Origin of the sequence: Tardiphaga sp. (assembly GCF_041424195.1) — a bacterium.
GTDB lineage: Bacteria > Pseudomonadota > Alphaproteobacteria > Rhizobiales > Xanthobacteraceae > Tardiphaga.
Genome location: NZ_JBGMOE010000057.1, coordinates 72,002 through 96,593, shown reverse-complemented (window position 1 = coordinate 96,593; position 24,592 = coordinate 72,002). Strand labels below are relative to the sequence as shown.

17 protein-coding genes and 2 tRNA genes are annotated in these 24,592 nt (G+C 61.9%); 8 read left to right on the top strand and 11 right to left on the bottom strand.

Annotated features, from left to right (window positions below; translation table 11 throughout):
* Window positions 1-203 precede the first annotated feature (203 nt).
* Window positions 204-278 (bottom strand) — tRNA-Asn (locus ACEK02_RS09445).
* A 276-nt stretch (window positions 279-554) separates the two neighbouring features.
* On the opposite strand from ACEK02_RS09445, the gene ACEK02_RS09440 reads away from it, so the two are divergent.
* From ACEK02_RS09440 to ACEK02_RS09425, 4 genes are all read left to right on the top strand, one after another.
* On the top strand, window positions 555-728 hold the full coding sequence (locus ACEK02_RS09440; protein ID WP_199712065.1) for a hypothetical protein: 174 nt from the start codon (window positions 555-557) through the stop codon (window positions 726-728).
* 291 nt (window positions 729-1,019) lie between these two features.
* The gene (locus ACEK02_RS09435) at window positions 1,020-1,199 is read left to right on the top strand and encodes a hypothetical protein (protein WP_371421449.1); all 180 of its coding nucleotides are present in this window, start codon (window positions 1,020-1,022) and stop codon (window positions 1,197-1,199) included.
* Between the two features lie 85 nt (window positions 1,200-1,284).
* Window positions 1,285-1,358, top strand: a tRNA-Cys gene (locus ACEK02_RS09430).
* A 133-nt stretch (window positions 1,359-1,491) separates the two neighbouring features.
* Window positions 1,492-1,815, top strand: a complete 324-nt coding sequence (locus tag ACEK02_RS09425; protein WP_371421448.1) for a hypothetical protein — start codon at window positions 1,492-1,494, stop codon at window positions 1,813-1,815.
* Between the two features lie 27 nt (window positions 1,816-1,842).
* On the opposite strand, the gene ACEK02_RS09420 is transcribed toward ACEK02_RS09425, so the two are convergent.
* The 5 genes from ACEK02_RS09420 to ACEK02_RS09400 form a co-directional block, all read right to left on the bottom strand.
* Window positions 1,843-2,580, bottom strand: a complete 738-nt coding sequence (locus ACEK02_RS09420) for a tRNA-uridine aminocarboxypropyltransferase (protein WP_371421447.1) — start codon at window positions 2,578-2,580, stop codon at window positions 1,843-1,845.
* Window positions 2,581-2,636: 56 nt separating this feature from the next.
* Window positions 2,637-5,714, bottom strand: a complete 3,078-nt coding sequence (locus ACEK02_RS09415; RefSeq protein ID WP_371421465.1) for an efflux RND transporter permease subunit — start codon at window positions 5,712-5,714, stop codon at window positions 2,637-2,639.
* Between the two features lie 32 nt (window positions 5,715-5,746).
* Window positions 5,747-8,869, bottom strand: a complete 3,123-nt coding sequence (locus ACEK02_RS09410; RefSeq protein ID WP_371421446.1) for an efflux RND transporter permease subunit — start codon at window positions 8,867-8,869, stop codon at window positions 5,747-5,749.
* Window positions 8,870-8,931: 62 nt separating this feature from the next.
* Window positions 8,932-10,320, bottom strand: a complete 1,389-nt coding sequence (locus ACEK02_RS09405; protein WP_371421445.1) for an efflux RND transporter periplasmic adaptor subunit — start codon at window positions 10,318-10,320, stop codon at window positions 8,932-8,934.
* Window positions 10,310-11,734, bottom strand: a complete 1,425-nt coding sequence (locus ACEK02_RS09400) for an efflux transporter outer membrane subunit (RefSeq protein WP_371421464.1) — start codon at window positions 11,732-11,734, stop codon at window positions 10,310-10,312. The genes ACEK02_RS09405 and ACEK02_RS09400 overlap by 11 nt, the downstream gene beginning before the upstream one ends.
* Window positions 11,735-12,043: 309 nt before the next feature.
* On the opposite strand from ACEK02_RS09400, the gene ACEK02_RS09395 reads away from it, so the two are divergent.
* From ACEK02_RS09395 to ACEK02_RS09385, 3 genes are all read left to right on the top strand, one after another.
* Window positions 12,044-12,361, top strand: coding sequence for a hypothetical protein (locus ACEK02_RS09395; protein WP_371421444.1), 318 nt, complete (start codon window positions 12,044-12,046; stop codon window positions 12,359-12,361).
* A 107-nt stretch (window positions 12,362-12,468) separates the two neighbouring features.
* On the top strand, window positions 12,469-13,698 hold the full coding sequence (locus ACEK02_RS09390) for a class I SAM-dependent methyltransferase (protein ID WP_371421443.1): 1,230 nt from the start codon (window positions 12,469-12,471) through the stop codon (window positions 13,696-13,698).
* Window positions 13,699-13,820: 122 nt separating this feature from the next.
* Window positions 13,821-14,861, top strand: coding sequence for a cysteine synthase A (locus tag ACEK02_RS09385; RefSeq protein WP_371421442.1), 1,041 nt, complete (start codon window positions 13,821-13,823; stop codon window positions 14,859-14,861).
* A gap of 11 nt (window positions 14,862-14,872) precedes the next feature.
* Here ACEK02_RS09385 and ACEK02_RS09380 read toward each other — a convergent pair whose 3' ends face one another.
* Genes ACEK02_RS09380 through ACEK02_RS09365 form a run of 4 tightly spaced genes read right to left on the bottom strand, consistent with a single transcriptional unit; the run spans window position 14,873 to window position 19,385 of the window.
* The gene (locus tag ACEK02_RS09380; RefSeq protein WP_371421441.1) at window positions 14,873-15,619 is read right to left on the bottom strand and encodes an amino acid ABC transporter ATP-binding protein; all 747 of its coding nucleotides are present in this window, start codon (window positions 15,617-15,619) and stop codon (window positions 14,873-14,875) included.
* Between the two features lie 6 nt (window positions 15,620-15,625).
* Window positions 15,626-17,146, bottom strand: a complete 1,521-nt coding sequence (locus tag ACEK02_RS09375) for an amino acid ABC transporter permease (RefSeq protein ID WP_371421440.1) — start codon at window positions 17,144-17,146, stop codon at window positions 15,626-15,628.
* The gene (locus ACEK02_RS09370; protein WP_371421463.1) at window positions 17,143-18,348 is read right to left on the bottom strand and encodes an amino acid ABC transporter permease; all 1,206 of its coding nucleotides are present in this window, start codon (window positions 18,346-18,348) and stop codon (window positions 17,143-17,145) included. The genes ACEK02_RS09375 and ACEK02_RS09370 overlap by 4 nt, the downstream gene beginning before the upstream one ends.
* Before the next feature lie 20 nt (window positions 18,349-18,368).
* Complete coding sequence (locus ACEK02_RS09365) at window positions 18,369-19,385, bottom strand: amino acid ABC transporter substrate-binding protein (RefSeq protein WP_371421439.1); 1,017 nt, start codon at window positions 19,383-19,385, stop codon at window positions 18,369-18,371.
* 338 nt (window positions 19,386-19,723) lie between these two features.
* On the opposite strand from ACEK02_RS09365, the gene metC reads away from it, so the two are divergent.
* A complete protein-coding gene (metC, locus tag ACEK02_RS09360; RefSeq protein WP_371421462.1) occupies window positions 19,724-20,923 on the top strand; it encodes a cystathionine beta-lyase in 1,200 nt (399 codons plus the stop codon).
* Window positions 20,924-21,018: 95 nt separating this feature from the next.
* On the opposite strand, the gene ACEK02_RS09355 is transcribed toward metC, so the two are convergent.
* A complete protein-coding gene (locus ACEK02_RS09355; RefSeq protein WP_371421438.1) occupies window positions 21,019-24,291 on the bottom strand; it encodes an autotransporter domain-containing protein in 3,273 nt (1,090 codons plus the stop codon).
* Window positions 24,292-24,592 lie beyond the last annotated feature (301 nt).

The following is a 24,592-nucleotide window of genomic DNA, read 5'->3' as shown; positions in this document are numbered from 1 at the left end:
CCGCACTCTACGAAGATCTTTGAGGACGAAGATCCTTGAGGAGGTCGAGTTCCAGCCACTTGTCCTTTGAAAATTGGCTGACAACGACGTTCTTGAAGCTAACCAGCCTCAGGCTTGTCACAGCGATTCGCTCTCACGTGGTCCGGACACGAAAAAGGGCGCCATGCGAGCGCCCCAAAATCAGCTAAGCCATTGAATGTAAATGGCTCCCCGGGCTGGATTCGAACCAGCGACCATTCGATTAACAGTCGAATGCTCTACCGCTGAGCTACCAGGGAACGTGCGAAACTTGCTCGCAGGCCGCAGCGTATAACAAAGCGATCCGCGCTTGGAAAGCAGGAAATGCAGCGCGCTGCACAGCGACCGCCAACCGGGGAAAACTCAGAAAATGCCTGGTGTTACTGGACCTTTTTGATGTGCCGCCCGTTCCAGCCGGTGCCGTGCCGGGCGGGAGCAAAGAATTATCTTCGCGGAGCTGTCGCCATTTCGTCGTATTGCACCGCAAGAATGCCCGTCGTCACGTTGAACAAGCTCCGAATCGAACGAGGTGACCGATGCCAGCCACGCACACCGACCGCGCGCTTCCGACCGACATCAACTCCCTGCCCTATATCAGTGACGACGAATGCGTCACCCGGCTCGCCCAGGCCGTAGAGGCGCATGACAGCGACCATCTCGACGAGGTGGCGCTCCTGATCGGCCGCCTTGCGGTGCCAATCGAAATCTAGGGGATCAGGTTGCTCAGGGACCTCGTCCCCGGGAATCACATTCCGACGCCGAGGAAGTCCCGCATCAGGTCGGGGCTGGCGTTGAGATTGCCGAGCGTGCCTTTGAGCACCCATGATCGAGTGCGGCGTCGTGGTTCCGCCAGTGCCGTCTACGCCCGTATCCATTCGATGAGGTAAACGTCCCGGTAACCATGACGGGTCTCACATGTGGATCGGTACAATTTGAACGATCCATTCAACAGCCCAACAAAGGCTTTGCGTCAGGTTGCTCCCAAGACAGGGAGCTAAAAGATGAGCGAAGCCGAATTTGACTATCTGCTGGAGACGGTCCGGGCCGAAATCGAGGCGGATGTGCGGTACGATCTGCGCAGCCAGGAAATGTTCTTCGCCCCGATTCCCACGGCTGCGAACGACAATGACGGTCCGTGGCCGCTGATTCCGTTTCCGGATGGCTGGCAGGCCTCCTGCTGATCGCCTGTCGGTATGACGGACCCCATGAAAGATTTCAGCCGGGCATTGCCTAAATGGCTGATGGTCTGTAACTAACCCGCTATGGGGCCATGTGGCGGAATGGTTACGCGCCGGTCTGCAAAACCGTTTATTCGGGTTCGATTCCCGACGTGGCCTCCATCAATCCGATCAATATCTTGACCTGCCCGACCTGAATGATCGGCCGCGACCCGCGTGAGCGGTGCGCTGCAACAACTTCGCTTGGCAGGATTGGGGTATTGATCGTAGCATCTGGCCAACCCTAGGGGGCACGATGAACATCCGGGTCTTGATCGCCACGTTGCTGCTGACCTCGCCGAGCTGGGCCCAGACCAAACCGCCCATTCCCGTCCGCACCGATCCCTGCGCGCCGATCGGCCGGACCGCCGACGGCCAGTTGGTCTATTCCATGAAGTGCGAGAAGCTGCCGGTTACGGCGCTGCCGCCACCGGCCGCAGCCCCGGCACCGCCTCCCGCCCCCGTCGTGGAAGAAGCTCGCGGCGGACTGTTCCGCAATCCGTTTCCGTCGCTCGTAAGACCGTCGTCATCGAGTGACGAGCGTGAAGCCGGCGTCGGTCCGCCGCCCAGCAGCCGATAGGCCGGGATCGATCAAGACCGAACGCGATCAGGCGTGCTTCTTGCGCCGCCAGTCGCGCTTGGGTTTGGGCTTTGGCGCCAGTTCCGGCATGACGGTCTGGGCGTCGCGATATTTCGCCAGCATCCGCTCGAATGCCTCGTTCAGCGTGGTCTCGATCTCTGGCTTCCGTTCGAGGCTGGCGAGCAGCATCCCCGCGGCTTCGATGGTCGACAGGCCGTCCTTGCGCGGCTCGCGGCGCAATTTGCCGTAAAGCGACGGTTTGGCCGGTCCGAGGATCACGCGCTGGCATTTCAGCATCCAGGCATTGCGCCACCACAGCGCCTTGGCCTGGCTCCAGGTGCCATCGAGCAACACGATGCCCTGGATGTCCTTCAGCAACGCGCGCTGGTTTTCCTCGGCCTGACCCTTGCGGTCGATGGCCAGAATGTCGCGATCGGTCTCGAAGTCCGAGACCTTGGCCGAGCCGAGATACAGGATCGCCCAGCGGGCGGGATCGGCGACAGGCTTGCCCAGCGCCTTGGCGAGGCTCGGCCAGGACAACCCGATTTTGACGGTGGCCTTCCTGAAATGCAGCGCTGCGACGCGGGCAGTGCCCAGCGCCCTGTCCTGCTCCTGCGGATGCTGCAGGATCAGGAGTTCGATCTTGTTGTCGATGGGCGTGATGCTCTCGCAGATGCACAGCGGCATCGGCTTGTGGCAATGCGGACATTCCGGGATCGCCTCGACGACCCCGTCAGCGGCTTGCAGATCTGATTTCTTGGACATTGCCCGCTATACGCTGCGCGGCCAGAGGCTTCAACCGCCGTAACGCCCGGATCCGGCTATTCTGCCGGAACGGGCTGGGGTGCCGGCCGGAAACGGTTACGCAACCGGTCGATCAGGAGGTAGATCACCGGCGTGGTGTAGAGCGTCAGCACCTGCGAGACGAACAGCCCCCCAATGATCGTAATGCCCAAGGGGCGGCGCAGTTCAGTACCCGGCCCGGTGGCGATCACCAGCGGGATTGCCGCGAACACCGCGGCCAGCGAGGTCATCAGGATCGGTCGGAAACGCACGGTGCAGGCCTCGAAGATGGCCTCGGCTGGCGACAGGCCGCGATGCCGCTCCGCCTCGATGGCGAAGTCCACCATCATGATTCCGTTCTTCTTGACGATGCCGATGAGAAGAATGATGCCGACGAAGGCGATCACGGTCAGCGGCGTGTTGGTGATCTGCAGCGCCAGCAATGCGCCGAGTCCCGCCGAGGGCAGTGTCGAGATGATGGTCAGAGGGTGCATCAGGCTCTCATAGAGCACGCCCAGCACGATATACATTGCAACCAGCGCGCCGAGGATCAGCAGCGGTTGCCGCCCCGTCGTCTTGTTGAAGTCACCGGCATTCCCATCGAAGCTGCCGCGAATGCCTTCGGGCATATGCAGCTCGTCGACCGCGCGCTGGATCGCGCCGGTGACGGCATCGAGCTGCACGCCGGGCAGCGTATTGAACGACACCGTGGTCGATGGGAATCCCTGCGAATGGAACACCGCCAGCGGCGACAGCGTACGTGACATACGCACAACGGCCGACAGCGGCACCTGCGACCCATTCAGGCCCGCGACATAGATGCGATCGAGATCGGATGGATCGTTCTGGAATTTCGGATCGATTTCCAGCACGACCTTGTACTGGTTGCGCTGGGTGTAGATCGTAGAGATCTGCCGCTGCGAGAACGCATTGTTGAGTGCGTTGTCGATGTCCTGAACATCGACGCCGAGGCTCGCCGCCATCTTGCGGTCGATGTTCAGCGTGAGTTGCAATCCGCCGGGATCGCGATCGCTCGACACATCGGTGATACCCTCCACGCTCTCCAGCCGCTTGCCGACCAGCGGCGCCCATTTCTGCAGGAGATCGAGATTGGTCGAGGTCAGTGTATATTGATAGTTGGAGTCGCTCTGGCGCCCACCCGCGCGCAGATCCTGCGCGGCGAACATGAACAGGCGGATACCCGGGGTGGCACTGAGCTTTGGACGCAGCCGGTTGATGACGTCTTCGGTCGATGCGCCGTCACGCTCAGCCGGCGGCTTCAGTGCGATGAACATTGTGCCGCGGTTGGCGCCCCCGCCGCCCGGCCCACCAGTGCCGCCCAGCGACGAGCCGATACTGGCCACGCCCGGATCGGCGAGCACGATATCCGCCAGATGCTGCTGCAATCCAAGCATGGCCTGAAAAGAGACGTCGGCAGAAGCACGTGTCGCACCAATCACGAAGCCGCTGTCGTCGTTTGGAAAGAAGCCCTTTGGCGTCTTGATGTAGAGCGTGATCGTCAGAGTGATGGTCGCGAAGAACACCAGCAGTGTCAGGAACGGAAAGCCCAGCACCACATGCAATGTGCGCTCATAGAACGATACGATGCGTGATAGTGCGCCTTCGACAATACGGTCAAACCGGGTCTCGGTGCTCGATAGGCCACTCTTGATGTATTGCGCGCAGATCATCGGCGTCACCGTCAGCGACACCAGCGTCGACACCACAATCGAAAATGTCAGCGTCAACGAGAATTCACGCAGCAGCCGGCCGACCAGACCATCCATGAAGATGAGCGGGATGAAGGCGGCGATCAGCGACAGGCTGATCGACAATACCGTGAAGCCGATCTGCTTGGCGCCCGCGAGGGCCGCCTGCATCGGCGCCATCCCCTCTTCGAGATTGCGATACATATTCTCGATCATGACGATGGCGTCGTCGACCACAAAGCCGACGGAGATCGCCAACGCCATCAGCGACAGATTGTTGATCGAGAAGCCGGCAAGCCACATGCCCACGCAGGTGCCGGCCAGCGCCAATGGCACCGAGACGCCGGCCGCGATCGTCGGCGTGCCCCTGCGAAGGAAAATGAACACCACGGCCATCACCAGTACGGCAGTGGCGAACAGCGTCCATTCCATGTCCTCGACGGAGGCGCGGATGGTGCCCGTGCGGTCGGTCAGAACCGAAATCTCGATGCCGGCGGGGATCCACTGCTTCAGATCGGGGATTAGCGCTTTCACGCGATCCACGGTGTCGATGACGTTGGCATTGCCCTGCTTCGTAATCTGAATCAGCACCGCCGGTTGCTTGTTGAACCAGGCGACCGAGCGACTGTTGCGCGTGGCGTCCTGAACATCTGCGACATCGGACAGCCGGAGATAGTTGCCGTTCGAACTCTTGACGATGATCTCGCGAAACTCTTCCGCTGTCCGCATCTGCGGATTCATCGAGATCGTCTCGCTCTGCCGCGATCCCTGGAAGATACCAACCGGGCCGAGCGGATTCGCATTGACGATGGCGGTGCGCACATCGTCGGTTGCAATGCCGGCATTCGACAGCGCGACCGGATTGAGCTGGATGCGCACTGCAGGTTGGTCGGCGCCACTGGCCGTGACCTCGCCGACTCCCGGCACTTGAGACAGCCGCTGCACGATGACGGTGTCGGCGACGTCATAGATTGCGGATGCGGACATGGTCGGCGACGTCAAAGCCAGGATGAAGACAGGCGCGGCAGATGGGTTGGCCTTGCGGAACGTCGGCAGGGTCGGAAGATCGGTGGGCAGATCCGCCATGGACGCGTTGATCGCGGCTTGCACGTCGCGTGCGGCGCGATCGACGTCGCGGCCGATGGCGAATTGCAACTGGATGCTGGTCGAGCCGAGCGAACTCGTCGATGTGATCTGATCGAGGCCGGCGATGATACCCAGACGTCGTTCCAGTGGCGCTGCGACTGTCGCCGCCATGATCGACGGATCGGCGCCGGGCCGCGAGGCCTGCACGCGGATCATCGGGAAGTCGACATTGGGCGTCGCGGCGACCGGCAGGAAGTGATAGGCGACGACGCCGAGAAGAAACAGTCCGATCGCCAGCAGCGTGGTGCCGACCGGCCGCATGATGAATGGCGCTGAGATGGAGATAGAAGCCACTAGGGCGCTCCCTCTGCTCCCGCCGTTCCGGCAGCATCGGCCACCGGTGGCGCACGCTTCTCGAGCCGTCGGTTAATGCGATCCAGCGCCAGATAGATCACCGGCGTGGTGTAAAGCGTCAGAATCTGGCTGAGCAGCAGACCGCCGATGATCGACACACCGAGCGGGAAGCGCAGCTCTGCGCCGGTGCCGCTTTCGATCGCCAGCGGCAACGCACCAAACAATGCCGCCAGCGTGGTCATCATGATCGGCCGGAATCTCAACAGGCAGGCTTCGACGATGGCGGCTTCGGGCGCCATGCCGCGATTGCGTTCGGCATCCAGCGCGAAGTCGATCATCATGATCGCGTTCTTCTTGACGATACCCATCAAGAGGATGATGCCGATCAGGCCGATCACCGAGAGGTCCTGCCCGGTCAGCATCAGCGCGAGGATCGCACCGACGCCGGCCGATGGCAGCGTCGAGAGAATAGTGATCGGATGGATGTAGCTCTCATAGAGCACGCCGAGCACGATATAGATCGTCACCAGTGCCGCAAGGATCAGCCAGGGCTGACCGGACAGCGACTTGGAGAATTCCGCGGCGTCGCCGGCGAACATCCCGACAATGCTGGTCGGCATGCCAATCCGGGTCTCGATCTTCTTCACCTCCTCGACCGCATCACCGAGTGCCTCATTCGGCCCGAGGTTGAAGCTGAGCGAGATAGCGGGGAATTGCGCCTGATGCGAGATTGCCAGCGGCGCCGTGGTCCGCGTCAAGGTGGCCACCGCCGAGAGTGGAACCTGTGCTCCCGCGACACCGGGCAGATATAGCTTCGATAGCACATCCGGATCGCGCTGCTGCGACGGCAATGCTTCCAGCACAACGCGGTATTGATTGGCCTGTCCGTAGATGGTCGAGATCTGGCGCTGCGCAAAGGCATCATTCAGCGTGTCCGTGACACCCTGGAGATTGACGCCGAGCTGGCCGGCGCGCTGCCGGTTGATATCAAGTGAGGCACGCAGCCCGCCGGTCTGCGCCTCCGATGACACATCCCGGAACATCGGATCGCGGCGCAATTCGGCAACAAGCTTCTGCGACCACTCGGTCACCTGCGCCGCATCGGTCCCGGTCAGCGTATACTGATACTGCGAACGGCTGGCCTGCGTGCTGATCTGGATATCCTGCACGGGCTGGAAATACACGGTCATGCCGGGGATTGCTGCGACACGGTCCTTGAGCCGCGCAATCACGGCACTGATATCGTCCTTGCGGTCTCCACGTGCCTTTAGCGTCATGACCAGCCGACCGACATTGGTGGTCGGATTGACCGAACCGCCGCCGATCACCGAGACGATGCCAGTGACGTCGGGATCGGCCTGGATCGCTGCTGCCGCTGCGCCCTGCCGGCTCTGCATCTCCGCGAAGGATACATCGGCGCCGGCCTCGGTCACCGCTGTGATCGAGGCCGTGTCCTGCAGCGGCAGGAAGCCCTTCGGGGCGATGACATAGAGGCCCAGCGTTGCGATAATGGTCAGGAATGTGACCACGAGCGTGGCCGGTTGATGCTGCAGCACCCACAGCAGCGTCCGGTGATAAAACGCCACCATCCGGTCGATGCCGCGGCTGACGGCCCCGAGACCGGGCACCTGCCATTCATCCCTGGTGTGCTTCAAAAGTCGCGAGCACATCATCGGCGTCAGCGTCAGCGAGACCACGGCGGACATGACTACGGCGATGGTCAGCGTCATCGCGAATTCACGGAACATGCGGCCCACGAGACCGGACATGAACAGCAGCGGGATAAACACCGCGATGAGCGACACGGTCAGCGAGATCACCGTGAAGCCGATCTCGCTGGCGCCGGCCAAGGCCGCCTGCATCGGGCTTTCGCCCTCTTCCATATGACGGACGATGTTCTCGATCATGACGATGGCATCGTCGACGACGAAACCGGTGCCGATGGTCAATGCCATCAGACTGAGATTGTCGAGGCTGAAGCCGGCGAAATACATCACGCCGAATGACGTGATCAACGACAGCGGCAATGCCACGCCGGCAATCAGCGTTGCACGCAGCGAACGCAGGAACAGCAGCACCACCAAAGTCACGAGGATGACCGACAGCACCAGCGTGAACTGCACGTCATGGACCGAGGCACGGATGGTCACCGTCCGGTCGCTGACGATGGTGAGCTTGACGCCGGCCGGCATCGAACGCTGCACCTTCGGAATTTCCTCGCGGATCTGGCGAACGACCTCGATGACATTGGCGCCCGGCTGACGCTGGATCTCGATGATGACGGCAGGCGTGCCCTGGTACCAACCGCCGGTGCGATCGTTTTCCAGCCCATCCACGATCTGTGCGATGTCACCAATGGTGACAGGCGATCCGTTGCGATAGGCGATGATGATCGGCCGATACTGATCCGCCGCGGCAATCTGGTCGTTGGCGGCGATGGTGTAGGCTTGCTGTGCGCCGTCCAGCGAACCCTTGGGGCCCGACACATTGGCGCCGGCAATCGCCGTGCGCAGGTCCTCCATCGAAATGCCATAGGCAGCGAGCCGTGCCAGATCGGCCTGCACACGCACCGCCGGCTTCAAGCCGCCAAGTACGGCGACCTTGCCAACGCCCGTGATCTGGCTGAGGCGCTGCGCGAGCAACGTATCGGAGAGATCGCTCATGGATCGCAGAGAAATCGTGTCCGAAGTCAGCGCCAGCGTCATCACCGGCGCGTCGGCCGGATTGACCTTCGCGTAAACCGGCGGATACGGCAGGTTCTTCGGTAACACGCCGGCTGCGGCATTGATCGCAGCCTGAACATCCTGGGTCGCGCCGTCGATGTCGCGATTGAGATCGAATTGCAGCGAGATCTGGCTGACGCCGAAGGAGCTGGTCGATGTCATGGACGACAGTGACGGAATCTGCCCGAGCTGCCGCTCCAGCGGCGCTGTAATCAGGGACGCGGTCACCTCGGGGCTTGCCCCGGGCAATTGCGTCGAAACCTGCACAGTCGGGAAATCGACCTGTGGCAGAGCAGACACCGGCAGCGCGAAGTAGCCGAGCGCGCCGCCGATCAGCAACGCGACGCCAAGCAGCGACGTCGCGATGGGCCGGCGGATGAAGGGTTCCGAGACGCTCATGACTGTGCGCTCTTTGGTATCGAAATCATCAACTCAAGCGATCGATCGTGCGAATATCATGGCTACTTCGCTCCCGACGGCGGAGCGCTCGGACCCGCTGGGGGCGGCGTCTGGCCAATCGGCGCCTGCGGATTGCTCGCGCCACCCGCGCCACCCGAATTCTGGCCGCGCTTGCCACGACGCTCGCCAGCGTCGTTGCCCTTGCTGCCTCCCCGCTTGCGAGGCGCCAGATCGGCGGTCGGCTCCTGATCGTTGGTGCCGATTGATACCTTCGATCCCTCTGCGAGATTGGCAAAGCCCGTGGTGACAACGCGGTCGGTCGCCGAAAGGCCCTTGGCGATGACGGCCGTGGTCTCGTTCTGTTGCGTGACGGTGACCGGCACCGCCTTGACCACGTCGCCCTCGCCGATCACGTAGCTGAACGTGCCTGCGGGACCGCGCTGCACGGCCGAGGTCGGCACCACCATCGCATCCTTCAGCGTCTCGACTTTCAGCCGCACATTGACGAACTGGCCGGGCCAGAGCTGATAATTCGGGTTCGGGAATTCGGCCTTCAGCTTCACCGTGCCGGTGGTGATATCGACCTGATTGTCGATGCCGGTGAGCGTGCCGGTGTCGATGACGGTGACGCCGTCATTGCCGAACACATCGACCATCAGCGTGCCCTTGGCCGCAGCGGCATTGGCGCGGACGATCTGCTGCTGCGGCAGGCTGAACAGCACGGCGATGGGTTGCAACTGCGTGATCACGACGAGCCCTGTCGTGTCGGACGCGTGGATGATGTTGCCCTGATCGACCTGGCGCAGGCCGGCCCGGCCGGACAGCGGCGCGACGATCTTGGTGTAGCTCAGCGTCGCGGCGGCATTGTCGATGGCAGCCTGATCGGCATTCACCAGCGCCTCCTGCTGGGCGACGAGCGACTTCTGGGTATCGGCCTGCTGCTTGGAGCCGGCATTCGACGTTGCAAGCTGCTGGTAGCGGATCAGGTCGAGCCGCGCATTGGCCAGCGTCGCCTCGTCCTGCGCCTTCTTGGCAACAGCCTGATCGTACAGCGCCTTGTAGAGCACCGGGTCGATCTCGCCGAGCACATCGCCGGCCTTGACGTCCTGGCCTTCCTTGAAATTGACCTTGATCAGTTTGCCGTCGACCTGCGCGCGCACGGTGACGTTGTTCAGGGCCTTCACCGAGCCGACGCCATCGAGATAGACCGGCACGTCCTGGATCTTCGGCGTCGCCGCCAGCACCGGCACGGTCATCATATCCGGCCGGAAACCGCCGCGGTTGGCGGTCTGACGCTGCTGGAAGGCGTTCCAGCCGATATAGCCGAGCCCGCCGAGGATCAGCAGTGTCACGGCGATCGACACCGTGCGTCGGCGCGCCTTGCCGGCGACCTTGGCGACACCGTCGCCCGTCGCTTTCGCGGCCTCTTTCAAATCCGGCTTAAAGAGCATTGACCGGTCTTTCCATTTTCGGCTCCCAGCCGCCCCCCAGCGCCTGATAGAGACTGACGATGGCCTGCAGCCGCGCCAGTTGTGCCTGCGACAGGACGTCTTCCGCCTGGAACAGCGTCAGCTGGGTGTTTAGCACAGTTACGATGTCAGCGGTTCCCGCGCGCAATTGCTGCTCGGACAGCTCGAAGGCCCGCTTCGACGCCCGGACCACCTCGCGCTGCAGCCGCAGCCGCTCGGTGGTCTGGCGAATCGCGACCAGCGCGTTGTCCACGTCGGCGAAGGATTGCACGACCGTCTTGCGATAGGTCTGCAGCAATTCGTCCTGCCGCGCCTGGGTCAGCTCGAAATTGCCCTGGATGCGCCCGCCGTCGAAGATCGGCTGGGTCAGGCCGCCCACGAGGCTGAAAAAGGCGGCATTAGGTTGGAACAGCGAGGCCAGCGCCGCGCTCTGATAGCCGCCCGAGCCGGTGAGCTGGATCGAGGGAAAGAACTGCGCCCGGGCGCTGCCGACATTCGCCGTGGCCGAGGCCAATTGTGCCTCCTGCCGGCGGATATCCGGCCGCTGGGTCAACAGCTCCGACGGCAGGCCGGGCGTGACGCGCGGGGCTGCGATATTGTTCAGCGAACCGCCGGCCACGCGCACGCTTTCAGGGGGCCGGGACACCAGCGTCGCGAGCGCATTGACGTTCTGCGCCAGCGTGGTCCGCAACGGCGGCACAGCAGCGCGCTGATTGGCCAGCACGCTTTCCTGCTGCGCGACATCGAGATCACTACCGGTGCCAGCGCTGAAGCGCTGCTTGATCGCATCGAGGATGCGTTGCGCACTGGCAATATTACGCTCGGCGGTGCGAATGCGGTCCTGCGAGGTCAGTACCTGGAAATAGGCATTGGCGACAGCGGCCATGGTGGTGAGCGCCACTACGTCGCGATCGAACCGGTTGGCCGTGGAAGTCTCTTCCGCGGCCAGCGCCGCGTCGCGATTCTTGCCCCAGAAATCGATCTCGTAACTCGCCGACAGCGAGGCCGAGTAGGTCACCACCTCGCGACCGCCATTGGTCAAGCCGCTGGAACTCGAGCCGGACGTCCGCGAATACGTCTCCTGCCCGCCGCCGCTCAGGCTCGGCAGCAGCGCGGCGCCGGTGATTCGGGCCTGCGCATCGGCCTGAATGATTCGCGATGTTGCCGCAGCGATGTCGAGGTTGACCGTCTGGGCCTCCTCCATCAGCTGCGTCAATTCTTTCGAACGGAAACCGCGCCACCAGTCCAGCGTTGGCGTGGCGCCGTTGGGATTGGCCAGCCGTGCCGCCTTGTAGCCCTCCGGAATATCGAGGGCCGGATCGGGCAGATCCTTGGTCAGGATACAGCCGGCTGAGCTCGCGACAACCGCGAAAGCGAGGACCGAACGCCCAATCATTCTTGCAAACACGTGTCTCACCGCACGAACGCCCGGACAAGGCTCCGCCGCAGGCGCGTTGCGCCGAACTTTCGGGCGTTAGGGTATCCAGACTGAGGCACGTTCACCGGATGATTCTTGATCAATGAAACGAGCGGGTATTCTAGCCGACCGATCATGCTGCGGACAGTCTTCTTACGTGTCGGAACGTGCAAGTGGCATCAAAGTCAGATGCCCGCGAATGAGCCGATTTGCACAGATTCCCCCTATTTTATCGGGCTTTTGGGCCGCTGACGGAAGCGTCCGGCAGGTCGGGCTTACGAAGATTTCATGTGTTCGTTTATTGCTGACGCCAAGATCGCGTTCCCTTGCGCCATCGGTGCCATTTTGAAACCCGCGGGAGATGCCAACCGCGACCTTGCTGAACCGTCGCAAGACATTGCCGACGATGACGCCAGGGCGCTCGCGGCGCGAATGCGCTTCGACGAGATTCAGGGCGAGCACCACACCAAGTTCTACGACGCGTGGACCGGTTATTGGGTCATGGGCACACGCCTGGTGTCTCGTGAAGCAGGTCATGCGAGAAATACCGGCTTGGCGAGTAAACCAAGCCGCGCTTATACTCCTGTCAAATCGTTCGCGCGTTGATCGGATTTTGCAACGCACAAGGGCGGTCCTGTCCGACAGAAGAGCGGCCGCATCCATCCATGCGACTTGAATGCGAACACAGAACCACGAACTCCCTGGATCTGCGCATGTCTGACCTGATCGTTCTTACTCCGGAAAATGTCGACAAGGCGCTGCCGGATTTGCCGCGCATCGTCCGGCTCGCGCTTGGTTTTGGCTCACGCCTGCGGCGCGGCACTCTCGACGTGACACTCCCCGATGGCCGGCGTGTCCGGCTGGGCGGCATGGAACCCGGTCCCGCCGCAGAGATGACGATCAGCAGTTACGCATTCGCGGCGCGTCTTCTGAATGGCGGCGATATCGGCATCGCGGAAGCCTATCTACACCGCGAATGGGACACGCCGGATCTCACGCAATTCCTGTATCTGTTCTGCGTCAATCACGATCTCATTCAGGTGATGCTCGGCAACAATCCGCTGATGCGCTTCGTCCAGATCGTTCGCCACTGGTTCAACCGCAACACCAAGCGGCAAGCTCGCAAGAACATCTACGCGCATTACGACATCGGCAACGCGTTCTATTCCGCGTGGCTCGATCCAAGTATGACCTATTCGTCGGCAATTTTCGAAGACGGTGCGCAGGATCTCACCGCTGCGCAAACCAACAAGTATCGCCGGCTTGCAGAAGCAATCGATCTGAAGCCCGGCCAGAAGGTGCTTGAGATCGGCTGCGGTTGGGGCGGCTTTGCCGAATATGCCGCGAAGAACTACGGCGCTCATGTCACCGGTCTCACCATCTCGACCGAGCAGCGCGATTTCGCACGCAAGCGAATGCAGGACGCAGGCCTTGAAGACAAGGTCGAAATCAAATTCCAGGACTATCGCGACGAGCGCGGCCGGTATGACCGCATCGCCTCGATCGAGATGATCGAGGCAGTCGGCGAGCAGTTCTGGCCGCATTATTTCTCACAATTGCGCGACCGCCTGCTGCCTGGCGGGCTGGTGGGCATTCAGGCCATCACGATCCAGGACAGGTTCTTCCAGACCTATCGCCGTGAGGTCGACTTCATCCAGCGCTATGTCTTTCCCGGCGGCATGCTGCCGACACCCGAGATCCTGAAATCTCTCGGAGCCAAATACGGCGTTCCTGTCATCAAGGAGCGCATTTTCGGACTGGATTATGCCAAGACGCTGGCCACCTGGAGAGATAGTTTCCGCGCGGCCTGGCCAAGTCTGACGCCGCTCGGTTTCGACGACCGGTTCCGGCGGCTGTGGGAATACTACCTGGCCTATTGCGAGGCCGGTTTCCTGTCCGGGAATATCGACGTCCGTCAGGTCGTCTTCGCAAAAGCCCCATAGCCCGCGCCCTGGACTTTCCGCACTGCGGCAGATCTTGAGACGGGACCCTTCCCTTGTATGGCCCTGCGGCCTCTACTAGGGTCGCGACAAGATCGATAACCCGAGCGAAGAATTTCAGCACCATGACCTTCAACAAAGACGTCGTCGAGGCGATCGGCAACACGCCTCTGATCAAGCTGAAGCGCGCATCCGAACTGACCGGCTGCACCATTCTCGGCAAGGCCGAATTCATGAATCCCGGCCAGTCGGTGAAGGACCGCGCCGGCAAATGGATGATCCTCGAAGCCGAGAAGCGCGGCGATCTCAAGCCGGGCGGTCTCATTGTCGAGGCGACTGCGGGCAATACAGGTATCGGTCTCGCCGTCGTGGCGAGCGCGCGCGGCTATCGCACGCTGATCGTGATCCCGGAGACGCAGAGCCAGGAAAAGAAAGATATGCTGCGGCTCAACGGCGCCGAACTGGTCGAAGTGCCGGCGCTGCCGTTCGCCAATCCGAACAACTATCAGCATGTCGGACGACGGCTCGCAGATCAGCTGCGCAAGACCGAGCCGAACGGCGTTCTGTTTGCCGACCAGTGGAACAACCTCGACAACGCCAAGGCCCATTATGAATCGACCGGTCCCGAGATCTGGGAGCAGACGGGCGGCAAGGTCGACGGCTTCATCTCGGCAGTCGGCACCGGCGGCACGCTGGCGGGCACGACCCGTTACCTGAAGGAAAAGAACACCAACATCGTTACGGCCTGCGCCGATCCAAATGGCTTTGCGATGTATAACTGGTTCAAGCATGGCGAAGCCAAGTCCACGCCCGGCGATTCCATCACGGAAGGCATAGGGATCGGCCGCGTGACGCCGGTCATCGAAACCGCGAAGGTCGATACCGCCTTCCTGATCTCTGACGAGGAAGCCGTCGCCGTCATCTATGACCTGCTCCAGCACGAAGGCCTCTGCCTTGGCGGTTCGACCGGCATCAACATCGCAGGCGCTATCCAGCTCGCGAAGGAGTTGGGCCCCGGCAAGACCATTGTGACCATTCTCTGCGACTCCGGCGGCCGCTATCAGTCGAAGCTGTTCAATCCCGACTTCATGCGCAGCAAGAACCTGCCGGTCCCGGCATGGCTGGAGAAAAAGACCGATATCTCGGTGCCGTTCGAGAAAGTCTGAGGCGCCGAGCCTCAGCGGAGAATCTGGCTCAGGAACAGCTTCGTCCGGGCATGCTGCGGATTGGCGAAGAATTCGTCCGGCGTATTCGCCTCGATGATCTGTCCCGCATCCATGAACACCACCCGGCTGGCGACTTCCCTGGCAAAGCCCATCTCGTGGGTGACCACCAGCATGGTCATGCCCTCGCCTGCGAGATCGACCATGGTATCGAGGACTTCCTTGACCATTTCCGGGTCCAGCGCCGAGGTCGGCTCGTCGAACAACATCACTTTCGGACTCATCGTCAACGCACGCGCGATCGCCACGCGCTGCTGCTGGCCGCCAGAGAGCTGACCGGGATAGGCATTGGCCTTGTCCGGAATGCGTACCCGCTCGAGATATTTCATCGCCGCCGCATCAGCGTCCTTCTTCGGCATATGCCTTACCCAGATCGGCGCCAATGTGCAGTTCTCCAGCACCGTCAGATGCGGAAACAGGTTGAAGCTCTGGAACACCATGCCGACGTCGCGCCTGATATCATCGACACGACGCAGATTGGGGCCGAGTTCGATGCCATCGATGGTGATGCGGCCCTCCTGAAATTCCTCCAGCGCATTGATGCAGCGGATCAGCGTTGATTTGCCTGAACCCGACGGGCCGCAGATCACGATACGCTCGCCGTGGCCGACGGCGAGATCGATGTCGCGTAGCACATGGAAATCACCGAACCATTTGTTGAGACCGGCAATCGAGACGATGGGATTTACGGATACGGACATGTGACCTCAACTCCGCCGATGCGCATTGAGCCGGTGCTCGACGAACAGCGAATAGCGCGATATGCCGAAACACATCACGAAATACAGGATGCCGGTAAAGGCAAAGCCGGTGAACAAGGTCGTTGGCGTCGACCAGCTCGGATCTGCGAAGGCCGCGCGGAGCTGACCGAGCAGATCGAACAGCGCCACGATCGACACCAGCGACGTATCCTTCAGAAGCGCGATGAAGCTGTTGACGAGGCCAGGAATGACATGGCGCAGCGCCTGTGGCATCACCACCAGACGCGTCGTCTTCCACCACGAAAGCCCCAACGCACTCGCCGCCTCCGCCTGCCCGCGCGGGATCGCCTGCAATCCGCCGCGGATCACCTCGGCATTGTAGGCGCCTGCAAACAGCGCGATGCCGATCAGCGCGCGCACAAGGCCATCGACGGTGAAAGTGCCCGGCAGGAACAGCGGCAGCATGTAAGTGGCAAAGAACAGCACGGTGATCAGCGGCACGCCGCGCCAGAACTCGATGAAGGCAATCGAGAACAGCCGGATCAACGGAATGGTTGAGCGCCGCCCCAGCGCCAACGCGATACCGACAGGCATGGACGTGACGATGCCGGTGATTGACACCACCAGCGTCACCAGCAAACCACCCCATAGCCGCGTATCGACGATGGGCAATCCGCCGCGATCGAGCCGCAGCGAGGCAATGACGATGGCGACGCCAATAAAGATGGAGACACTATTGGCCAGCGCACGCCAGCCGCTCCGGACATGGCCGTTCAACAGGAAAATGAGCAGCGAGACCACGACGGCCGTTGCCGTCAGTTCGAACCAGACCGGCGAGCCGTTGTTAATGCCCTGGTTGCGCAGCCAGTCGAACGGCAGCGCGACGAGTTGCAGCCCGTCGCCGAATGCCACGATGCCATTGCCGATCAATGTAAGCGGATAACCGATGACAGCAACATCGGACAGAAGACCCAGGCCCCTGAGCCGGCGACCGATATCCATGACATGAAACGCGAAGGTCGACAGCAACTCCGCGGCCCAACTGATACCGAAGCCATTGATGCCGCCGCCATACAGCAGGAAGAACGCCACGAGGGGAAAGGCAAGGAAGAACAGTTCGGCATTTACACTCTTCGCGGGCAGACGCGGGATCAACAGCGGCAGAAGTAATAGTGCACCGAGCAAGAATGTCAGGTTGACGCGCCAGCGTTCCGGCTCGGGATAGAAGCCGTAGATGAACTGTGAGAATTTGGCCTGCACGAACGGCCAGCACGCGCCGACGGGGCGACCGACACTCTCCGGCAGACACGCGGTGCGGTCCTGCCCCTGCCAGACGGCGTCGATCAGCAGGAATTTGACTGTGGGGACAATCGTGAACCAAAGCAGCAACAGGCTCACAACAGTCAGCAGAATATTGGTCGGTGAATTCAGCAACCGCGCCTGCACAAAGCCTATGACGCCCGTGCTGCGCACCGGCGCGGCGCGCTCCGCGATCAGTTCTTTTGCAACGAAGCTGGCGTCGCTCATGCGCCCATGCTCCGCGAGATCCGCCAGCCATAGACGCTCATGAGGGCGCTGGTGACCAGCGAGATCACGAGATAGACCGCCATGGTGATGGCGATGATCTCGATGGCTTGCCCGGTCTGGCTCATTGTCGTGCCGGCGAACACCGACACCAGATCGGGATAGCCGATGGCGACGGCCAGCGACGAGTTCTTGGTGAGATTGAGATACTGGTTGGTCAGCGGCGGCAGGATCACGCGCATCGCCTGCGGCACCACGATCAGGCGCAGCGTCGCACCACGCGAGAGCCCGAGTGATGCCCCCGCCTCACTCTGTCCCTTATGCACCGACTGGACGCCGGCACGGACGATCTCGGCGATGAAGGCGGCGGTGTAGGTCGAGAGCGCCAGCGTCAGCGCGACGAATTCTGGTAGGACGCGCAGACCGCCTGAGAAATTGAAACCTCTCAATACGGGATACTCGAATGTCACGGGTTTTCCGAGCACGAGCGCCGTCAGAAGCGGCAAGCCAACCAGCAAGCCCAGGGTCGTCGGCCAGACGGCTATCACCCGCCCCCTGGCGAAGAGCTGCTGCCGCGCATAAACGCGCAACACCAGCGCGGCGATGATCGCAACGATCACTGCGACCAGGAACGGCGTGAAGGCCTCGGTCCCGATGGGCTTAGGTAAGCCAAAGCCGCGATTGCTGAGAAAGAAGCTGTCCAGTAGCGCGATGCTTTGGCGCGGTTGCGGCAGCGTCGCGAGCACGGCGAGATACCAAAACAGGATCTGGAACAGCAGCGGCAGGTTACGGATCAGTTCGACATAGCCGCCGGCAATGCGCGCCAGCAGCCAGTTCGGCGACATCCGGCCGAGGCCGACGATGAAGCCGATGATTGTCGCAAAGAAGATGCCTATCAGCGACACGGCCAGCGTGTTCACGAGGCCGACAAAGAACACCTGCAGATAGGTGTCCGACTCCGAATATGGGATCAGTGCCTGACTGACCGCGAAGCCCGCGGTATTCGACAGGAAGCCGAAGCCGGATGCGATTTTCTGCGCAGCCAGATTGCTGCGCGCATTCTCAACGATCTCATAGCCGATCCAGACCAGCGCCGCGACGAACAGGATCTGCAGGACAAACCCGCTCCAGCCGGCCTGCCCGCCCAATACCCGCCGCAATTTTGCAGCGAGTTGCAGCGGCGGCTTTCTGGCTTCGGTCGATATCGCCACGGGCGATGATGTGCTCAGCGGATCGGCGGCGCGTATTGAATGCCACCCTTGTTCCAGAGCTGGTTCAGACCGCGCGAGATGCCGAGTTTGGAGCCGGCGCCGACATTGCGATCGAACACCTCACCGTAATTGCCGGTCGCCCTGATGATGCGCGCAAACCAGTCCTTGGTCAGGCCCAACGTTTCGCCGAGATTGCCGTCAGTACCGAAGATACGCTTCAGCTCCGGCTTGTCGGATTTCGCCTGCTCGTCGACGTTTTTCTGCGTAATGCCCAGCTCCTCCGCATTGATCATCGCGAATAGCGTCCAGCGCACCACGTCCAGCCACTGATCGTCGCCATGGCGCACCAATGGGCCGAGCGGCTCCTTGGAGATCACCTCAGGCAACACCGCGTGGTCGGCAGGCACGGTGAGCTTCAGGCGCTCCGCATAGAGCTGCGAGATATCGGCGGTGAACACGTCGCAACGGCCGGACTCATAGGCCTTGATGGTCTCGTCGGCGGTCGAGAACGCGATCACTTCATACTTCATGTTGTTGCCCTTGAAATAATCGGCAACATTCTGCTCGTTGGTGGTCCCGGTTTGCAGACAGATCGAGGCGCTATTGAGCTCGAGGGCCGAATTCACCTTGAGCGACTTGCGGACCAGAAAGCCCTGGCCGTCATAGTAGTTGATGCCAGCGAAGTTCACGCCAAGTGACGCATCGCGCGACAGCGTCCAGGTCGTGTTGCGCGACAGCACATCGATCTCGCCGGACTGCAAGGCAGTGAAACGGTCCTTCGCCGAGAGCGGCACATATTTCACCTTGGTCGCATCGTTGAAGATCGCCGCCGCGATGCCGCGGCACAGGTCGACGTCGAAGCCGACCCAGTTGCCCTTGTCATCCGGCGCGGAGAAACCCGGCAAACCCTGGGTCACGCCACAGGACAGCATGCCGCGGTCCTTCACCGTCTTCAGTGTCTGCGCAGACGCGCCTTGCGCGGTCAGACCGGCCGCAAGAGCGAGAGAGAACATCAAGGTTGCGCGTTTCATGTAAGGCCTCTTTGAGAACGTCAGGACGCTCGGTCGATGCAAAGAATTGAATGACGAACCAACGGTTCCGTTCCTTAGCCGCGAATTGCCCGGCCGGAAAGGCGAACTACAGCAGAGACAATCTAAAAAGACCGGACGAATCAGCAGGAAATCGCAGATTTCGCGGCAGGCCCCCTCGACGTACCGCGCGGATCGACGAGGTCCGCAACAGAGAACGATCAGCCAGCCGGGTCAAGGGGTTGACGGCCATCCGCCGTGTCCTCTTAGTGACGGAACCAGCCATTCGGCAGCCGAGATTGCCAATGGCCTTGCAACACCTGCAGACCGGCGGCTCCATCATGACAGCTTCGAACGACAATCACGGCACCAATTCGCTCGACACGGACACCGTGATCGTCACCGCCGGCCGCGACACCAAATCGCAGCGGGGCTTTGTCAATCCGCCGGTCGTACGTGGCTCCACGGTGCTGTATCCGACCGCCGACGATCTCCATGCGCATCGCGGCGAGTTTCAGTATGGCCGCCACGGCACGCCGACCACCAAGGCGCTGCAGGACGCATTGATGGCGCTGGAAGGCCCCAAATGCGCCGGCGTCGGGTTGGTGCCATCGGGCCTCGCCGCGATCTCGACCGCCCTGCTCTCGGTGCTCAAGGCCGGCGATCATCTTCTCGTCAGCGACAGCGCCTATCGGCCAACGCGCAATTTCTGTAACGGCATGCTGGCGCGCTACGGCATCGAAACCACCTATTTCGACCCGCTGATCGGCGCCGGCATTGAAGCGTTGTTCAAGCCGACCACCCGGGCCGTCATGGTCGAAGCGCCGGGCTCGCAATCCTTCGAAATGCCGGATGTGCCCGTCATCGCCGGCATCGCCCATGCGCACGGCGCGCTGGTACTCGACGACAATACCTGGGCCACGCCGCTCTATCATCGCTCGCTCGAACAGGGCGTCGATATCAGTATCCAGGCGGCGACCAAATATATCGGCGGCCACTCCGACATCATGTTTGGCACCATCTCCGCCAATGACGCAGCGTGGCCGTTGATCAGCGAAGGCATCAGGTTGCTCGGGACATGCGCAGGCCCGGACGACGTCTTCCTTGCTCTCCGCGGGCTGCGTACGATGTCACTGCGTCTCGCGCATCATCAGCGCTCGGCGCTGGAGATGGCGCGGTGGCTGGAGACCCGCCCCGAAGTGCTGAAAGTGCTGCATCCCGCTTTGCCGAGCCACCCAGGCCACGCCATCTGGAAGCGCGATTTCACCGGCGCATCGGGCCTGTTCAGCATCATCCTGAAGCCATCGCCGCAAAAGGCCGTCGATGCCCTGCTCGACACCGTCAAGCTGTTCGGCATGGGCTACTCCTGGGGCGGATTCGAGAGCCTTGTCATTCCGTTCGACTGCTCGGACTATCGCAGCGCGACGACATGGGCGCCCGGCGGTCCGGCGCTCCGGTTTCATATCGGCCTGGAAAGCGTGGATGATCTGAAGGCTGATCTGGAGCGCGGCCTGGCGGCGTTCAACGCGGCCGCCGCGTAACAAGGGAAATGCAGCCCGGCCCCTCTATTTCGCTGCACGATGTTTTGACGAGCGCTGTGAAGGCGACGCGGAGCTGGCGTCCGCGCCGCCTGCCGTCACCAGTTGACGCGAGCGCCGCCTGACACCTGATGGCTGTCGGCATTGCTGCGGAATTCGCCGTTATAGGCGGCGAACAGCCGGAAGTTTTCGGTTCGCCAGCCTGAGATCTTGGCGCCGATCAGCCCGGCATCGCGGCCGGGTTGCGCGGCCGCGACGGTGAATGTCTCGTCGAGCAGTGCAGCCTGGCTGACCAGCGTGGTGTCGCGCAGGTCGTGGCCCCAGCCGAGTTTCAATTCCGGCATAATGGTGGTGCCGTCGAGGGTACGCAGCTGCGCGCTGAGCGCGACACCGGCGGTGGTGGTCAGCTTGTCATAGGTCTGCGCCGCATAGACCAGCCCGAAGGGCAACTGGCTTTCGCTGTAGCCGTCGCGTCGGAAGCCCTGCCAGCTGATGCCGGCAAACGGTTTCAGCATCACATTCGCCGCCAGCGGAAGCCGGTAGCCAGCTTCCAGCGAGGTGCCGACGCCAATGCCGTTGGTGTTACCTTGTAGCGCCGACGACGTCAGCAAGATCTGGCGAGTGGTCGAAATCTGGCTGGGCCCGGCCGCGACACGGAGGTCCACCACCGCAGCGCCCGGCGTCCAGCTGGCATAGAGCGCGCCGGCATAGGTGTCGGACGTACCGCGGATATCCGTGCTGGTCGCCGAAGTACGTGCAAAGCCGAACGCAGCACCGGCGGTCAGGTTTGCCGAGAACAACCGATCGGCACCCAGGGTGAAACCACCACTAACCGATTTGGAGCCGGCGAGATCACCGGAGTCCCCGACCCGGCTGCTGCGACCGAAACCCTGGCCCCAGACACTCCAGCCGTTCTGCACGCGCTGCACAGGGGCAAGACTGGCAAAGGCATTCGTTGCCGAGGTGGTTTCAGCGCTCATGACGTTACGGCCGGCATAAGACAAGGCGAAGGATTGAGCGGTGCCGTTCTGACCCTGCTCCGCGCCGAGCGCGAGCGTATCCTGACGATCACCGAGGGCGCCCAGGAATCCGGAGAACGCCTGCAGAGGGGCACTCGATATCGCTGGCTGACCAGGACCGCCGAGCTGCGACAGCGCCTTGTCGTATTGTGCCTCGGTATCGAGATTGTAGAGCGCATCGAACAGCGCCTTCTCGGCTGCGCTTGGCATCACGCCCGAGTCGGCGCGTTCCTTGTCGAGAATGCCGGCGACCGAGAGCTGGGTCGCGCCGAGTCGGCCGGCACCGGCGAGCTCGGTAAAGCTGACCGGCGTCACCGCCAGTGTGATCGCGGTGGTGCCGTAAATGAGGTCGAAGCGGCCATTGGCCGGCAGGCCCGAGGTCGGCTGTACCAGGCTCGAGAAGGTGCCCGTGGTGCGCGCGCCGTTCTGTGCTTGCACGAAAGCGAATTCGGTGCCGATAGCCGGCGTGTAGTTGCTGACGGTGCCGACACTTCCGCGCAACACTGGCGTCACCGTGCCGGCGGCCCAGAACACATTGCCGGCGCCAGTCACGTAGATCTTGTCATAGGTGCCGGGACCGCCCGGCACATTCGCCGTGCCGTCGATGTCGATCCGGGTATTGGCGGTCGAGGTCAGGGTGACGTTGCCGTTGAAGGTCAGCGAGCCCACCGAATTGCCAGATAGCACCGTACCCGGCGCAACCGCGCCGTTGGCGACGAGATCGCCGATATTCGCCATCTTCCCCGGCGACAGCGTGCCGGCGATGGTGGTGTTGCCGTTGATGGTGCCGAAACCGGCCAGCGTCGCCGGCTGCGCTACGCTGAGACTATTGCCGGACGACATGCTGAGCGTGCCGTCCACGGCGAGCGTGCCCGAAGCGGCGAAGACATTTCCGCCTGCATTGGTGCGGCCGGAGATCGACAGGATGCCTTCGCCCGACTTGGTGAAGTCACCTTGGGTGTTCAGCAACTGGCTCCAATAAGTGGTGTCGTTCGCCGCGACCGGAACATTGGTGTTGGCGGCCAGCGTGGTCGGGCCACCTGTGGCGCGGTCGAGCCGGATCAGACCATAACCGAACACCGCATCGACGCCGGGTGCGCCGAGATCCTCGGTGGTCGCAAATAGCAAATGCGACAGGTCTTGTGCGTTATAGGTCGGGTTGGCCTGGATCAGGACGGCGATGGCGCCGGACACTGTGGGCGCCGCCATCGAGGTCCCCTGCAGTGCTGCGTATGTGTTGTCAGGCACCGTCGAATAAACGCCGAGATTGTTTCTCTGATCGCCTCCGGGAGCGGCAACGCACCAACTCGCCGTGACGCCGCAGTAATTCGAGTAATAAGCCGCGGTCTTGTCGCTTCCGACGGACATCACGCCGATGATCAAGCCATTCTGGTTTTGAAAGCTCGAGAGATTGGCGCCGGTGCGCTCGTCGTCATAGACGCCGGTATTGGCATGGGCCGGTTGAATATAGGGATACAGCGCCATTCCACTCGGATTACGCCCTGCGACAGGGTTGTCTTCGCGGTCATTGCCGGTGGCGGCAACAATGATCTTGCCAGCTTTCAACACGTTCAGGATAGACTGGGCCTCGGCCTGAGTTGGCAGGGTATTCGCCCATACGGTCTGCGGTGGCGCGCCATCGGGCACGCTGGGACCGTAGCTCGCATTGTAGACCATGACTCCCTGCAACGACGCGAAATAGTCGAGCGGCGCGGCATTGCCGTCAATTCCCGGCGCATAGCCATAGGGAGCTTTGTTCGCGATGATCGTGCGGATCGGAATCACCGTGGCGTCATAAGCAACGCCGTGCGTATCCACGTTATCGAATTTTTGCGCAGCCACGATGCCTGCAACGTGGGAACCGTGGACGTCTTTTGCATTAGGATTTTGTGGATCGATGATCGTTTGCGGCGTGAGCTGCGCCGGATCGTAGGTCCCACCATTCTGGACCAGGAAGTTACGGCCGAGCGAAATATTGAGCTTATTGATAAGCGCGGCATTCGTCGTATCGAAGCCGCTATCGGCGACTGCAACCGTAACACCGCTGCCGGTAAAGCCTCGATTATAAGCCCCCTGCGCGCCGATCATGGTCAGATTCCAGGTCTGATCATTGGTGGAGGGCATCGGGACCGGCAAGTTCGGCGAGTTGTTCACCGCCTGCGTAACGTTCTGATAGGCCGATTGCCCGAGTCCAGAAGCACTTGCCGTGCGCGTCGCCATCACCTGCGCGGCGTTGGGCGCGAGCATCATCGGTTGCCCGGAGGTCAGTACGCCGAGTTCGGCCGCCGTGGCGAGATCGCGACGCAGCGCCGGCGCCAGACGCGACGCCTGATAAACGACAGCGTCGCGCAATTTTGGATCTTGATAGGTGGTCTCATAGACCCGTGCAATCAGACCCAGGTCGCCCTGTTGAAAGGCTGTAGAAAGCTCGCGTTGAATTTTCTCAACCGCTTGTATGGAATATGACGAGCTGAGCTTGGCGACCGCGTCCTTCCTGGCCGGCCGGTCAGCGGCGTGAGCCAGAGCTGGAACGCAAAGACTGCCCAGAAATGTCGAACAAAGAAACAATTTTGTTAAGTTAGACGATCCCCGAAAAATCCCCACAGCGCCCACAGAAGCCCGCTCCTCTAATTCCCAGATAGCTCTATGCCCA

Coding starts and splice junctions, on each gene's coding strand:
- ACEK02_RS09410 (WP_371421446.1), bottom strand. CDS start 8,869: ATGAGCGTCTCGGAACCCTTCATCCGCCGGCCCATCGCGACGTCGCTG.
- ACEK02_RS09435 (WP_371421449.1), top strand. CDS start 1,020: ATGAGCGAAGCCGAATTTGACTATCTGCTGGAGACGGTCCGGGCCGAA.
- ACEK02_RS09425 (WP_371421448.1), top strand. CDS start 1,492: ATGAACATCCGGGTCTTGATCGCCACGTTGCTGCTGACCTCGCCGAGC.
- ACEK02_RS09365 (WP_371421439.1), bottom strand. CDS start 19,385: ATGAAACGCGCAACCTTGATGTTCTCTCTCGCTCTTGCGGCCGGTCTG.
- ACEK02_RS09405 (WP_371421445.1), bottom strand. CDS start 10,320: ATGCTCTTTAAGCCGGATTTGAAAGAGGCCGCGAAAGCGACGGGCGAC.
- ACEK02_RS09380 (WP_371421441.1), bottom strand. CDS start 15,619: ATGTCCGTATCCGTAAATCCCATCGTCTCGATTGCCGGTCTCAACAAA.
- ACEK02_RS09395 (WP_371421444.1), top strand. CDS start 12,044: ATGTGTTCGTTTATTGCTGACGCCAAGATCGCGTTCCCTTGCGCCATC.
- ACEK02_RS09440 (WP_199712065.1), top strand. CDS start 555: ATGCCAGCCACGCACACCGACCGCGCGCTTCCGACCGACATCAACTCC.
- ACEK02_RS09385 (WP_371421442.1), top strand. CDS start 13,821: ATGACCTTCAACAAAGACGTCGTCGAGGCGATCGGCAACACGCCTCTG.
- metC (WP_371421462.1), top strand. CDS start 19,724: ATGACAGCTTCGAACGACAATCACGGCACCAATTCGCTCGACACGGAC.
- ACEK02_RS09390 (WP_371421443.1), top strand. CDS start 12,469: ATGTCTGACCTGATCGTTCTTACTCCGGAAAATGTCGACAAGGCGCTG.
- ACEK02_RS09375 (WP_371421440.1), bottom strand. CDS start 17,146: ATGAGCGACGCCAGCTTCGTTGCAAAAGAACTGATCGCGGAGCGCGCC.
- ACEK02_RS09400 (WP_371421464.1), bottom strand. CDS start 11,734: ATGATTGGGCGTTCGGTCCTCGCTTTCGCGGTTGTCGCGAGCTCAGCC.
- ACEK02_RS09420 (WP_371421447.1), bottom strand. CDS start 2,580: ATGTCCAAGAAATCAGATCTGCAAGCCGCTGACGGGGTCGTCGAGGCG.
- ACEK02_RS09415 (WP_371421465.1), bottom strand. CDS start 5,714: ATGCGGCCGGTCGGCACCACGCTGCTGGCGATCGGACTGTTTCTTCTC.